We start from the raw sequence: 14,205 nt of genomic DNA, 5'->3' as shown, positions 1-14,205 counted from the left end.
ACCGCCAGTTTATTGCGCTAACCAAACCTAAACGCTAAAGCCTTCTCTAGAACTGATACGCAGCTGAAAGCTTGTAGTTACGGCCTGGTTCATAGTCATCCAAGGTAAAGCCTCTTGCCGTGCCTGAACGAGAAGCGTGTGAGGTGTATTGCTCATCAAACACGTTATCGATACCAAAGGTGACAGACAATCCATCAAGATTCGAAGGCACCCACTGAGCAAACAGGTTATGAACGTCATAGCCTTCTTTGATCGGCTGAGCATCAAATACGTTGTCTTCGTCTTTAACAAACATCGAATTCCAACCAAAGATAGTCTCAAGCGCTTCAGACTGATAATCGAGTGTCAGCGTAATGCTGTCACCCATATCAATACTTCGACCATTGCCACCTGCGACTGCACCGCCTGTATCTTTATTTTTAGTCTCTGAAAGCGCATAGGACAGCTTACTGTTAAACATCTCGTAGCCATAAGATAGGCTCGCCTCGAAGCCCTTTATCTCAACGTCACCTAGGTTATAAATCAAATAACTCTTACTTGCACGTTGATACTTTTCGGCAATATAGTCATCAATATTAGTTTGGAATACTGTCAGGTTGGCACCAATAAAGTGATTATCCAAGCGCTTATCGAAACGGACACCACCTTGCGTGTTCTGCCCTGTCTCAGCCTTCAGATCGTTAGCCAAATAAGCGACATCTTGGTAAGCAATAAAGCTCTCCATCAACTCCGGGCCTTTGAACAACGAACGTGTACTCGCGAACAGCGTCCAATCTTGAGTAACATCCCATTGAGTGGCCAACGACCAAGTTACATCGTCAAAATCTTCGCTACCAACTTCTGCTTTACGTTGGTAATCATCAAAACGAAGCCCTGCCGTGACCGAGAATGCTTGAGTAAAGTAGAACTGATCTTCAACAAAAAGGGCTGTAGAGATTGCTGACTCGTCCATAAACTTGCTGCTGCCGTAATAGCTGCTCGATGACTTGTCCATATAGTCAAAGCCATAAGTCGCGATGTTATCAAACGACATCAGGCGATAATCGGATTGGAACTTTGCGTTGAGACCAAAGTTTTGGTTTTTAGCCGTGTTTTTGGATAAGCGATTAGCAGGCCAACGTGGTGCCATAACACTTTCATCTCGCTGAATCTCAGTTTCCGTGTTGTATAGAGTCACGTTACCTTGATGACTTTCACCGCGCAGCTCATAGCTGGCCGTGATGGTGTCACGGTTGTAATCGGTGGGAATGAGGATGTTTTTAGACAAACCCACGTTCGTACCACCCGACATATCAGGGCGTGGACTGTAATCACCGTTATCACGGTACATATCATAAGAGAGTTCAAAACGGTGTAAGTCACTTGGCTCAAAACCAATCTTACCTAGAATATTGTATACATCCCCTTCTGAGCCAAAGGTTTCAGTACCATCACCATCTTCAAAGTTGTCACGGCTCATGTAATGGCTGTAAAGCATGGCATCGACGTTATCTGACAACAAACCATACACAGTGAGTGAACCTTGCTTGCTTGCGTTGGTTGCGTAGCCGCCATAAACACGAGCGCCAAAACTCTCGTCATAACGAAGCAGGTCTTTGGCATCTTTGGTTTCAAACAGTACTGAGCCACCTAACCCACTTTGCGTCACCGAGTTATTACCCACTTGAATATCCGCCGACTTCAAGATGTCTGGGTTTAGGGTTAAGTTACCGATATGGTGAAACATGTTGGCGTGCTGAGAAGCGCCATCTAATCGAATGTCTAAGTCAGTTTCGCTTAGGCCGCGAATCGTAATTCTCTGGTTGATCGAGTGCGTTCCCCCAACATCAACACCGGGAATTTCACGCAGTAAATCTGACATATGATCAGCTTGCTTGAGTGACATATCATCAGCAATGATCGATTCAGTGTTACTTGATACTTTCGTTCCCCACACGACGATTTCATCGAAGTGCGACGTACTTTCTTCGGCAATAACAGAGCTACTAAACGCGCTGGCGATTGCGATATAGAGGGCTGAAAGCTTAATTGTTGATCTGACTGGGCTTTCCATAGATTTAATCCTAGATACAAATGATAATAATTATCAATCATGATAGAGTTGTAACCTATAAATGCACAGATGATTTTCTTATGCAAAAACGCACAGCTGTTATGAGGAACGGTCAAATGAGTGAAGTAACGTCTAAACGGGCTAAAATTGGCAAAGTCACTCTGACTAAAAAATTGGAGCAAACAGAAAAGCAGATTATTGTCACACAAGGTCAAACGACACAGACATCATTGGCTGAGGGTCAATTTCTTTCTTATCAATATAATGAACTAATATTTATCCACGGTAGCCGCTGTGTTGAGCTCGTCGATACCAAGATAATCTCTACCGCTCACGCGTCAGTTCTGATCACCATTCTTTTGGAAGGTAGGCTGTCATTTGGTTACGATAATCTCGAATTCAATCTCGATGCCACTCATCAACCCCAAGGCGTGGTGGTCAACCTTACCAAACCTGCTAACTTCCGCCGAGTGCTGGCTGCAAATAATCAGCTCAATAAAATTAATATTTTAGTTAAACCAAAATGGTTCGAATCTCGAGTGACCGAAGGGTGTACATGCCGAAACTTCATCAATACACATAATGCCAACTTCCAATTAGAAGTGACAGAAGAAATCTGGAAGCTTACACAAGAATTGACGACTTGCTCTTCACCCAATAACTTCCATCAGAAGTTACATATAGAATCCTTAACTCAACAGATCCTTGAGAATTCGATGCATCAACTACCACAAACTTGCTGTCTGGCTTACCAAACTAAACCAAAAGTAACAAAACCAGCGACACGTGCAACTAACATTGAACATCAAAGTTATGACGAACGAATTGAGGCTGTAATCTGCTTTATTGAAATTCATCTCGACCAAGAGCTGAGCCTAAAAATGCTTGCGGAGCACTTTTCGATGAGTGTATCTAATATTCAAAGGCGTTTTAAGCAGTCATACAACATGACAATCAACGGTTACATCCGTTTGAGACGATTAGAGATCGCACGCCAGCATTTAGAACGAGGGTTGGTTTCAATCACCGAGGCCGCCTATGAAGCGGGTTATCAGCACCCTTCTAATTTCACCAATGCTTTTAAGAAAACCTTCGGTGTGCCGCCACAAGATATAGCGATTAAGACTTAGTTACATTGATATAAAACTATCCGTTCTATAACTTTAAAAGGCTAGATTTAACATCCGCTATGTTGGCCAGGTGATCGCCACATATAAACAAACTGGTCATTCTGCGAAGTAATTTCAAATCCAAACCTCAGATACAAATCTCCAACTCGATTGCCTTGTAAATAGCATAGTTCGACAGGCTTATTGAGGCTATCAGCCTTGGTTAAGCAATCAGCTTTAGTTAAGAAGTCTTTCAGTACTTGGCTACCAATTCCCTTTCCATGATACTCAGGCAGCAAGAAGAATCGGCAAAAATAGAAGTGGTCGCCTTTATCTTGCAGCAAAACACTACCAATCGCTTTGCCGTGATATTCAATGATCTCGGGCCGTTCTTCAGCCCACTCTTCGGCGTGTATATCTCGTTGAATTTGCTCATCCCAGCCAAAAACAGCTTTGATTGGCTCAAATTCAGCCGCCTTTTTTAGCTCGAACAGAAATTCATAATCTGATGACTGAGCGGGTCTTGTCGAATACTTCAAAATATCTCCAACAATAATTGGCTATGGTTTCATTTTCGTTTAAGCCGGAATTCAGAGCCCCCGACACAACCAAAAATACCACGGTTAAATGTTCATTTTGGTTCTAGTTGGTAACGTAAGACTTCGTGTTTATCTTGTTCCGAGTAAAAGGTATTCAAGAATTGTCCACCGCACTTCTCAATGACCTTTTGCGAAGCAATATTGCCTATCTCACAAGTAATTATAGCGTTTTCGGTCAGTACGTGGCGTTGAACCCAAGACAACATATGACTAGCGATACCTTGCCCTCTCGCTTGTGGCAAAGTCTCGTAGCCTATGTGGCCGATAACGTTATGAATGTATTCACTGGTACCATGACGAACTCTTATCACACCAAGAATTTGACCATAGTCGATACAAAAATACGTAGAAGCAGGCGTCCAACCTTCTGGCAGTTCCTCACCTTTTGAATAAGCGACTCGCCTTTTTAAATACGTATCACTACTGTCAGAAATGCCCGTATAAATATCTAACCCATCCTCAGAGCAAGCATTCACATAATGATAAAAGGCTCTTGAGTGCGAAATATCAGCTTTGACCATGTCCATATAGTTTCGATTCCTAGTTACTGCTCTTTCGGGTTGAGCTATCAAGTCTAAGCTAAGTGCATGGTGTATTCTTGATACCCTGTATGTTCATCAACTTGTTCACTCACAATAGAAAATCCTTGGGACAAGTAGAATTGAATCGTCGCTTGGTTCTCTTTATACACATTCAATGACAAGTTCGGGCATTCAAGCTTCGCGTGATGAATAAGCTGCTTACCAATACCACTGCCTTGATGTTCTGTACTGACAAAGATCGCCGCTAAGATCCCTTCATAAAGCGAATAAAAGCCACGAACCTCACCGTCTACTTGATACACGTAAGTTGTTGATGCAGGAATATATAGGTCGCGCATTTTAGCCACTTGCGACTCCCAAAACTCAGGAACCACAAAGTCATGCGCCTTGATCGAGGCGGTTAACCAAATATCTAAAACGGCTTCAATATCGGTTGGGTTGTACTCTCTAATCATTTTAATTCTCAGGCAATTAATGCTGTTTAATAGGCGAACCAGTATGCCGAGAAGCTACGTAAAGTTATTGAAGATTTACGACAATGTCTCAGTCAGAATTATTGAACGGCAATGATAGGTCAATACCATTGGCCGCTATTGCTTCTTAACGTACTTCGCCGTAACGAGCATTTCACCGCCACCATCAAGCTTACAATCTAGCTGGTGATCTTTGCCTTCATTGATTCTTCTTATTACCGCTTTGGTACCGATTTTCAGTACGCTAGAGCTGCCTTTCACTTTTAAATCTTTAATGAAGGTGACTTTATCACCGGTATCTAACACTGCGCCATTAACGTCCTTTACACGTGCAGCTTCTCTTTCTAAACGCTCTTCTTCTGGGTTCCATTCATAGGCACACTCAGGGCAGACTAGGTTGTTTTGGTCTGGGTAGACATATTCAGATTGGCATTGCGGACAAGGAGGTAAAGACATACGCTAATACTTCATTTAAATAGAATTTGTCCCCATTTTAATGACTCTTGTTAGGCTTAGCGAGCACAAATCGAACCAATTTTCGGTAGCGTAACTTAACGTTGAAAAGAACAGCACCTAAAACGAACAAACACAGCCATTAAGCTGTGTTTGTTTAAAGGCCTAGGAAGCGGAACCGATTAACGTTCGACTTTTGGCGAATAAATCGAGTAAGCGGTGATTTGCCCTGCCACAATTGCAGAGAACATGAATAACGCCGACAAACCAATACTTGGAATAGGCAAAATAGATTGTTCAAACACCGACTGGCTGGCACTCACTAATACTCGGCTACCAGGAACCAAAATGATGATCCCTTGCACGATATAAATAGAGCCTGTGAGCTCCATCTTCTTGGCAATCCAAGTTCCGTACAGAGTAATAAGAACCGTGGTTACCCAAGTACCCACAACCCAACCACTATCAAAACCGAGGTAAAACGGCCCCCACATACCCAGAACCGCCACTGGCAAGCCAAGCAAGATGTCTTTAGGACGCGCATTGAACATCACACCAATCGACACCGAGATCAACACCAAACCAGATATGTGCATCCATGTCGGAACCGCATTCGTATAGTCAATGGAGACCGCTTGTCCCCATATCGCTTCACCAATGTTGAGCCCCATAATAATCCCGACAAACAGCTTTATCAGGGTTAATGCACTCTGCCCTAACAAACTGGTACCAGAGACGAGATCATTAAACGCCAAACATTCTAGTGCGTTGGCTATGGATAACCCGGGGACAAACAAGACGATCGAAGCGATACATAACGCCCATACTGGGATCGGCAACCCTGTGCTTGCCAAAAATGCCACAAAGACTCCCGTCAATAATGCTGAAATGAATTCAACCGCTATTGCGCGACGTGAATGAAGAACTTGCTGGCATACCCAAACCATCAGACCCAGTAACGCAGAAAAGCCAACCGCTTCTAACGTACTGCCAATAAGCATCAGATACGCTGGCGGAATACCCATATTGGCCAGTGCCGTCACAAGTTTAGAGTAACCGACAGGCTCTGGCACAGGCTCACTGCTCGGTTGGTTAATACGAATGATGGTATTGGCCAACAAACTCAAGTTAATCGAAGCGGGCTTTAGACGTTTAAGAATAACGGCGTTGTTATCGTCTGGAAATTGATAATTAATCGCGGTTGGCGTTGCTTGGATCATCACATCAACACCATGCTTTTTTGCATAGAATTGGGTGTATTTCTCTAGCTTGTAAGGAGCACAACCACTGCGATGAAGAGTGTCACCAATTTCAACAATTTTGTTAATTCGGAACTGAGAAGGCATGGGAATTTTTGGGGAGACAAAATGTGCGGCAAATGTACCAAACGATAGACGTAATGACGAGAGTTTTGCACGAATTATCAACTAAATTAGTTACTTTTCCCTTCGAACACTTTGATAAGTCTATAATGCCACTGGTTTGAGATTGACTTGGTGAATGCTTTGACGGCTTGCCAAGTTAATATCATGCATCCGGATTGTTATTAATGAGCGTCACAATACGCATGGAAATCAGTTTATGTTAACAGTCAAATAGCCTGTATTAGTTATGAGGCACACCACTAACTAGGTTTCTAAATCAAACTGAGTTTATCCTAGACATTGGAGAAGGCTCTTTGTTGTTTCTCGCCCTATGCTTAACGAGAGTTTAGTCACATTTTATTCATTCTGAAAACGTCGAACATGATGGAAAAACTAGCGGAGTGGTGGTTATGCGAGCACTTAGAATAAAAATGAAAGAAAAAGGTTTCGTTTTCAGTTAGATGTGGCATTATCAAACTCGTTAAGACGATGTGCGTACATCGTATAATGGCTATTACCTCAGCCTTCCAAGCTGATGATGCGGGTTCGATTCCCGCTGTACGCTCCAGTCTTCTTGATGCCTCAGTCTTACTCTTAAGACAGTGTGCGTGCATCGTATAATGGCTATTACCTCAGCCTTCCAAGCTGATGATGCGGGTTCGATTCCCGCTGCACGCTCCAACTTCTCCTTAAGCTCCATGACGTGCTTTCCACCAGCGACACCCTATTCAGAAAACTTCTCCGTTCGTTAAATCTATAAGCATTAATCCATATAGCTTAAGCCTATTTTGTTAAGTCTAGATTGATCAACCAACGTTAATTAAGCAGCTAGCGCTATTAACTCCATAAATCGCTTCGAATTTCTTAAACCTTTCCCATCACATATTGCAGTCTAGCTTTGAACGATTTTCAAAATTGTTCCAATTTAATAATCTTGGTCAATATCCGAAAAAACAGTTGTGTTAATGTGCGCGCATTAGCAACAACCAAAAATAATTAAAAATGTTTAAAAGCAATGAGTTAACAATAAACATCGAAGCAATCAATGTTGCACTGTCAAAAGTCGAAAATGCGAACAAGATTCAGCTTAATACGTTGAAAGGTTATGTGAGCAGCGAACCAGAACAGGCCGTGCTTGCGTTTCGTTCTTTGAATGAAGTGGAATCAATCGACGACAAACTTAAGAAGATCATGTCAGAACTACCACACCTGAGCGGCGAGGCACACCACCTGCTTGAAACTTCTATCTTGCTACAGTGATTCTAACTACAGATAAGCCTCAGCCAATACAAGTTAGTTCATGTATTCCTGAACAGGTTGAGACTTATCTTTAACTGGTCACAATGTTTAACCAATGACTTAGCGGTCACACAAAGCTGTGCTGATAGGTTGAAATGAATTGGTGATGTAAGACCCTCGCATTACTCCCAGAAGTTCCACCACTTTTTGCTGTTTTCTTCACGCTGCTGTTGGCCTTTCTCTGACCCTTTTCCTTCTTCTTTACGCTCTTGTTCCGCTTTCTTGTCTTTCTGCTTTTCTAATCCCGACTTTGCTTCGTCATTATCCATATCATCTTTAAGCTTTTCTTTCTTATCCTTGAGCTTCTCTTTACTCTCTTCGAGGGCTTCTTTCTCGTCTTCCAAATCGTCGAGCTCTTTATCTAGCTTCTGCTTATCTTTTTTATTCTTACTTTTTTTGGCTTTCTTCTTTTTCTCTTCGATCATTGAATCAAGCTGCTTCTCACGATCGTTAATTTCGCCTTCAACTTTTTTTGCCTCAGCGAACGTTTTGACTTCTTCTAAATTGGGCTTACCTTTACCAGCCCACTCAGGTTTAGCAGCAATGCTGTAATTAGACCATGATAGTAAAGCACTTGATACGGCAACGACGAGTACTGTTTTGTTCATCCTTAAACTCCTACTTACTTGTTCTAACTGAAAATTTTTTCTATTTACCTATTAAACTTAATCGTCTAATACGAGAAAAACAAGAAAACGCACCAAACTAATCAATATAAGTCTGGTGCGCTTTATTAATCGATACTACAACTCAATTTTTTTCAGCATACCCGCTTCAGCATGACCTTGGATATTGCACGCAAACTCTACGTTGTTGTCGCCATGAAAATGCCATAGCAATTGCTTCGCTTTACCGGGCTTTACCGTCACTGTACTGCCTGAGTCATGAGCGTGGTTACCCATGCTTTTCATCATTTCACGGTGCTCTAATTGCTCTGAAGCAGAACCAATCGAGAATTCGTGATCTATCTTGCCTGTGTTCATCACAACGAACTGCACCACGTCGTTCGGCTCAATATCAATCTTATTCTTAAATGTGATTTTCATATCGTCACTTAGCAGAACATGAACCACTTTATCCGGCTTTGCGCCTGTCGCAGGCATACCCACTTCAGACATGCCTTCCATATTCATCATTGAATGGTCCATCTTTCCATCCTTCATCATGCTGTGATCCATTTTTGAATGATCCATCTCTCCACTCTTCATCATCGAGTGATCCATATTTGAGTGGTCCATATTTGAGTGGTCCATTTCAGCAAAAGCCGTTGAAGTAGTTAACGTCAGTGCAATCGCAATAAGTGTCTTTTTCATGATCGTTCCTTAGATTAATTCAGTTATTTATTTGTTAGTTTCACATGTTCATGTGGTACGCCCTTACTCACTCTGTTTTTGGTCAGTAAGGGCTAATAATCAATACGTTATTTGTTTGGTTCGTTTTGGCTATGCGTAATCTCACGCTGTTTCCAGAGCTTAAAGATTGCAGGCAACACCAGTAGGGTAAGCAATAGTGCAGACGCCATTCCGCCTATCATCGGCGCAGCAATTCGCTGCATCACTTCAGAGCCCGTACCCTCGCCATACATAATTGGAATGAGGCCAATAATCACCGTAAGTACTGTCATCATAACTGGGCGAACACGCAGTCCTGCGCCCTCACGAATAGCATCCGTTAGGTCTTCACGCTGAAGTGCTTTCTGGTTCTGCTCCGCATCCAACTTCTTGTAGTGCCATGCTTGATTTAGGTAGACCAACATGATCACACCTATCTCAACAGCTACCCCGGCAAGGGCGATAAAGCCCACCCCCACTGCAATGGAGAAGTTGTAATTGAGGACATGCATCAGCCATAAACCACCAACCATTGCGAGTGGCAACGTCAGCATGATCATCATCACCTCACCAACGCGGCGGAAGCTGAGGTAGAGCAACAACATGATGATGGCGATGGTGATTGGCACAACGACACTTAAACGTTCTTTGGCGCGCTCCATGTATTCGTATTGACCAGACCACGCCAATGAATATCCAGCAGGCAAGACGATTTTATCTGTAACGACTTTTTGCGCCTCTGCCACATAAGAACCAAGGTCGCGACCTTCGATGTCAACGAACACCCAGCCATTAGGACGCGCGTTCTCCGTCTTAATCATTGGTGGTCCATCTTCATAGCGAATATCTGCAACATCAGACAAAGCAATTCGCGCTCCGTTTGGTGTCACTAACGGCAGGTTCTGCAACTTAACGACAGAATCACGATAGCTTTGCGGATAACGGACATTGATTGGATAACGCTCTAGCCCTTCTACCGTTTCGCCGACATTCATACCGCCAACTGCGGTCGAAATAACCTGCTGAACCTCTTTGATGCTTAATCCGTAACGAGCAGCAGAGCGGCGCTTGATGTCTATCGTCACATAACGACCACCCGCAACACGCTCAGCGTAGACAGAAGCAGTACCACTCAAGCTATTGAGGATGGGTTCAAGTTGAGAGCCAATATCCTCAATCACGCTCAGATCTGGGCCTGCGATTTTGATACCAATTGGCGTTTTAATACCCGTCGCCAACATGTCGATACGTGTTTTGATTGGCATGACCCAAGCGTTGGTCAAACCGGGGAATTGAATCAGATCATCAAACTCTTTACGCAGAGACTCCGTAGTGACACCGTCACGCCACTGTTCTCGCGGTTTAAGCTGAATAACCGTTTCAATCATGGTCAGTGGCGCAGGATCGGTTGCCGTCTCTGCTCGACCAATTTTGCCCCACGTGGTTTCGACTTCTGGAATGGTTTTGATGGGCTTGTTGGTTTGTTGCAACAACTCACGAGCCTTACCTATTGAGATGCCCGGATACGTGGTTGGCATGTACATCAAATCCCCTTCGTCCAAAGGAGGGATGAACTCGCTGCCAAGCTTACTGGTTGGGTAATAAGCAGACGCCATTAAGCCAAGTGCGATAACAATCATCACCTTGGGATATTTTAGGCTGAGGTTTAGAAGCGGTTTATACATCGCCACTAGGCTGCGGTTGACTGGGTTTTTGTGTTCAGGCAACACGTTACCGCGAATGAAGTAACCCATTAGCACAGGCACAAGCGTGATAGCCAAACCGGCTGCAGCGGCCATTGCATACGTCTTGGTAAACGCAAGTGGCGAGAACATCTTGCCCTCTTGCCCTTCTAGCGCGAACACAGGCACAAAACTCAAGGTAATGATAATCAGGGAGAAGAACAGTGGTGCGCCGACTTCTTCTGCTGCCTTACCAATCACCTGCCAACGGTTTTTGTCAGTGAGCGGAGTCCGTTCAATGTGTTTATGAACGTTCTCAATCATCACTATGGCACCATCCACCATGGCGCCAATCGCAATCGCGATCCCGCCAAGAGACATAATGTTGGCGTTAATACCCTGCCAATGCATAACGATGAATGCGCCTAAGATACCGACAGGCAGACTTAGCGCGATAACCAACGACGAGCGGATATGGAACAAGAACAGCGCACACACCACGGCGACCACGATGAACTCTTCAGCCAGCTTCTTCCAAAGGTTTTCAACGGCTGAATCAATCAAAGTCGAACGGTCATAAGTTGCGACAATCTCGACACCATCCGGTAAGCCAGCTTGCAGTTCAGCAAGCTTGGTTTTAACCGAGTCGATCACTTCACTGGCATTTTCACCAAAGCGCATCACAATAACGCCGCCAACCGCTTCACCCTCACCATTGAGTTCAGAGATACCACGACGCATTTGCGGGCCAAGGTTAATGTCAGCAATGTCGCCCAGTAACAGCGAAGTACCTTTGTCAGTCACTTTTAGCGGCAGAGATTGAATGTCTTCGATGCTTGTCAGGTAACCGGTGGTACGAACCATATGCTCGGCTTCCGCAATCTCAACAACAGACGCTCCTGTTTCTTGATTACCATCTTGGATTGCCTTGTTAACTTGCTGAAGTGTCAGGTCATATGCACGTAACTTGGCCGGATCAATCTGTACTTGATACTGCTTCACCATGCCGCCAACGGTCGCCACTTCAGACACGCCTTCTACGGTTTGCAACTCATACTTCAAGAACCAATCTTGCAAACTACGAAGTTCCGCTAAGTCGTGCTGACCGGTTTTATCTTGCAACACGTAGCTGTAAACCCAGCCCACACCAGTTGCATCCGGCCCTAGTGTAGGCTTGGCACTCGATGGCAAGTTAGGTGCAACTTGGCTTAAGTACTCCAACACTCGTGAACGTGCCCAGTACATATCAGTATCATCATTGAAGATGATATAGACGTAGGAATCGCCAAAGAACGAATAACCACGAACCGTTTCTGCACCCGGAACGGCTAACATGGCGGTGGTTAATGGATAGGTCACCTGATCCTCGACCACCTGCGGGGCTTGACCCGGATAACTGGTTTTGATGATTACCTGAACATCTGACAAATCAGGAATGGCATCGACACGTGTATTTTTAACACTGTATAAGCCACCAAATACGATGGCGACCGTGGCAATCAGAACCAAGAATCGGTTACTGATGGACCAACGAATGATTGCATTGATCATAATGTGCCCTCACCCGTGCTATTCGTCGGTTCGAGAGATTTGAGCACATAATCAGAACCTTGCTTCGCCACTAGAAACCGAATGGTTTGACCCTCGGCAAACTCAGATAAATCAAGGTCATCACTGGCTTGGAAATTCATTTCACCCGCTTTCCAATTCCACTCAGGGACTGGCTGATGCTTTACAGTGATCATGCCAAAATCTGACATCAATATGGTGATGTCACCCGTTACCCAAACTTCGCCGGCGATCTTGTGTTTGTTGACCTTGTAATCCACAACCTCGTACTGCCCTGACTCTGTCTTTCGCATCTCAAAGTCAATTGCCTTACCACGTTGCACGTCACTCATGTCTAAGCCTTCCGCAAAGGTGAAATTCATCACCATGCCCGGCCAATCCCATTCAGGGACTGGCTGATGGTTAATTGTCACCATACGGCTGCCTTGCATCACATCGGAAATTTCACCGTTCGCCCACACCGTTTCAGCTTCTTCTTCAACACCATTAATGCGTGAAAGATCAGCCGATTGACTCGATTCAGAATCCAACATGAAGTGTGCAGAAGTGACAATGTCCTCACCTTGCTGCAACCCTTGAATCACCTCTATTTTTTCGCCGGCTTCACGACCAACCTCAATACGCGCTGAACGGTATTTGCCAGCACCTTCAGACAGCACAACTCGTGTCATGCCACCTGAATGAATCACCGACGATCTTGGGATAGTAAGAACAGATTCATCACTGATCGGTTTCAGTGCAATATTGGCGAACATGTTCGGCTTAAGCTCGCCATGCGGGTTAGAGAACTTCAAACGAACGCGCAAGGTTCGAGTTTTCGGGTCCAGAATTGGGTAGACATAATCTACGTTGCCCTGCCACTCCTTACCGGGAATCGCATCCAGTGTCATTTCGGCATTGCTGCCTGATGAGATCCAGTGTGCTTGGCGTTCAAAGACTTCAGCATCAACCCACACTTCATTTAGAGGCCCTGCGCTGATTACCGCTTGAGCAGGCGAAAGGTAACCACCCTCTCGAATATTCAGGCTAGCGATGACACCATCCGCAGGCGCTTTGATTTCGATGGTTTGCGAGGCTTTCCCTTTACGAGCGATGGATCGTATCTGCGCTTTATCTACACCTAAGGTAACCAAGCGTTCAGTAGAGCCCTTGACCAATCCTTTGCGACCCGTTTTATAAGCACTCAGTAACTCTTCTTGTGCCTTTACAAGCTCTGGCGAGTAAAGCGTGAACAGCACATCACCTTTGTTTACCTTCTCACCCACAGCGTTGATGTAGAGCTTCTCAACCCAACCAGCTGCTCTTACGTTGGTTTGCCACAATGTACTTTCATCGAACGCCACATAACCCACGGTTTCAATCCGAGGAGACAGCGCTTCGAACTTAACTTTCGCTGTTTTGACACCCAGGTTATTTTCTACCGAAGAATCAATGAACACGGTACCGGGCTTATCTTTGGCTCCGCCGTTCACATCGTCAGCATATACAGGGATAAGATCCATCCCCATTGGTGACTGGCCCGGCTTATCACGCTGATAATTTGGGTCCATCGGAGCCACCCAGTACAGAGGTTCATCCTTGGTTTGTTTACTTACTTCGGCGTCTGTACTCGTTGCCATTGCTGACATGTCGTGTGCTGGGTTAATTAGAAAATGGTTCACACAAAAACCCAATGCACCACCGACCAATAAAGCGATTGTTGCTACTTTTACTGTATTCATTGTCTATTCC

12 protein-coding genes and 2 tRNA genes are annotated in these 14,205 nt (G+C 44.5%); 4 read left to right on the top strand and 10 right to left on the bottom strand.

Annotation, left to right across the window (positions count from 1 at the left end):
- Positions 1-46 precede the first annotated feature (46 nt).
- Positions 47-2,053, bottom strand: a complete 2,007-nt coding sequence (locus OCV30_RS19800; RefSeq protein ID WP_065679967.1) for a TonB-dependent siderophore receptor — start codon at positions 2,051-2,053, stop codon at positions 47-49.
- Positions 2,054-2,073: 20 nt separating this feature from the next.
- Here OCV30_RS19800 and OCV30_RS19795 point away from each other — a divergent pair, with 20 nt between their 5' ends.
- Positions 2,074-3,183: a helix-turn-helix transcriptional regulator gene (locus OCV30_RS19795; protein WP_065679966.1), complete on the top strand. Its 1,110-nt coding sequence runs from the start codon at positions 2,074-2,076 to the stop codon at positions 3,181-3,183.
- A gap of 47 nt (positions 3,184-3,230) precedes the next feature.
- Here the strand turns inward: OCV30_RS19795 and OCV30_RS19790 are convergent, their stop codons facing one another.
- The 5 genes from OCV30_RS19790 to OCV30_RS19770 all read right to left on the bottom strand — a co-directional run bounded on the left by OCV30_RS19790 (position 3,231) and on the right by OCV30_RS19770 (position 6,575).
- Positions 3,231-3,701 carry a GNAT family N-acetyltransferase gene (locus OCV30_RS19790; protein WP_065679965.1) on the bottom strand — a complete coding sequence of 157 codons (471 nt, stop codon included), beginning with the start codon at positions 3,699-3,701 and terminating at the stop codon, positions 3,231-3,233.
- 92 nt (positions 3,702-3,793) lie between these two features.
- Positions 3,794-4,288: a GNAT family N-acetyltransferase gene (locus OCV30_RS19785; RefSeq protein ID WP_065679964.1), complete on the bottom strand. Its 495-nt coding sequence runs from the start codon at positions 4,286-4,288 to the stop codon at positions 3,794-3,796.
- A gap of 47 nt (positions 4,289-4,335) precedes the next feature.
- Positions 4,336-4,758 carry an N-acetyltransferase gene (locus OCV30_RS19780; protein WP_065679963.1) on the bottom strand — a complete coding sequence of 141 codons (423 nt, stop codon included), beginning with the start codon at positions 4,756-4,758 and terminating at the stop codon, positions 4,336-4,338.
- A gap of 135 nt (positions 4,759-4,893) precedes the next feature.
- Positions 4,894-5,232, bottom strand: a complete 339-nt coding sequence (locus OCV30_RS19775; protein WP_065679962.1) for a zinc ribbon domain-containing protein YjdM — start codon at positions 5,230-5,232, stop codon at positions 4,894-4,896.
- Positions 5,233-5,411: 179 nt separating this feature from the next.
- Positions 5,412-6,575 (bottom strand): threonine/serine exporter family protein, encoded by a 1,164-nt coding sequence (locus tag OCV30_RS19770; protein ID WP_065679961.1) that lies wholly within the window; start codon positions 6,573-6,575, stop codon positions 5,412-5,414.
- A 511-nt stretch (positions 6,576-7,086) separates the two neighbouring features.
- On the opposite strand from OCV30_RS19770, the gene OCV30_RS19765 reads away from it, so the two are divergent.
- From OCV30_RS19765 to OCV30_RS19755, 3 genes are all read left to right on the top strand, one after another.
- Positions 7,087-7,161, top strand: a tRNA-Gly gene (locus tag OCV30_RS19765).
- Positions 7,162-7,199: 38 nt separating this feature from the next.
- A tRNA-Gly gene (locus OCV30_RS19760) sits at positions 7,200-7,274 on the top strand.
- A 321-nt stretch (positions 7,275-7,595) separates the two neighbouring features.
- Entirely contained in the window at positions 7,596-7,853 is a 258-nt protein-coding gene (locus OCV30_RS19755) for a hypothetical protein (protein WP_016788617.1), read from the top strand.
- 161 nt (positions 7,854-8,014) lie between these two features.
- Here OCV30_RS19755 and OCV30_RS19750 read toward each other — a convergent pair whose 3' ends face one another.
- The 4 genes from OCV30_RS19750 to OCV30_RS19735 form a co-directional block, all read right to left on the bottom strand.
- Positions 8,015-8,500: a hypothetical protein gene (locus OCV30_RS19750; RefSeq protein ID WP_065679960.1), complete on the bottom strand. Its 486-nt coding sequence runs from the start codon at positions 8,498-8,500 to the stop codon at positions 8,015-8,017.
- Positions 8,501-8,635: 135 nt separating this feature from the next.
- On the bottom strand, positions 8,636-9,205 hold the full coding sequence (copI, locus tag OCV30_RS19745; RefSeq protein ID WP_065679959.1) for a copper-resistant cuproprotein CopI: 570 nt from the start codon (positions 9,203-9,205) through the stop codon (positions 8,636-8,638).
- A gap of 107 nt (positions 9,206-9,312) precedes the next feature.
- A complete protein-coding gene (locus tag OCV30_RS19740; RefSeq protein WP_065679958.1) occupies positions 9,313-12,456 on the bottom strand; it encodes an efflux RND transporter permease subunit in 3,144 nt (1,047 codons plus the stop codon).
- Positions 12,453-14,195 (bottom strand): efflux RND transporter periplasmic adaptor subunit, encoded by a 1,743-nt coding sequence (locus OCV30_RS19735; protein WP_065679957.1) that lies wholly within the window; start codon positions 14,193-14,195, stop codon positions 12,453-12,455. Before OCV30_RS19735 ends, OCV30_RS19740 begins: the two co-directional genes overlap by 4 nt.
- Between the last annotated feature and the right edge of the window lie 10 nt (positions 14,196-14,205).

This window comes from Vibrio atlanticus, assembly GCF_024347315.1.
GTDB classification, from domain to species: domain Bacteria; phylum Pseudomonadota; class Gammaproteobacteria; order Enterobacterales; family Vibrionaceae; genus Vibrio; species Vibrio atlanticus.
This window is presented reverse-complemented; position numbering and strand designations above follow the sequence as displayed.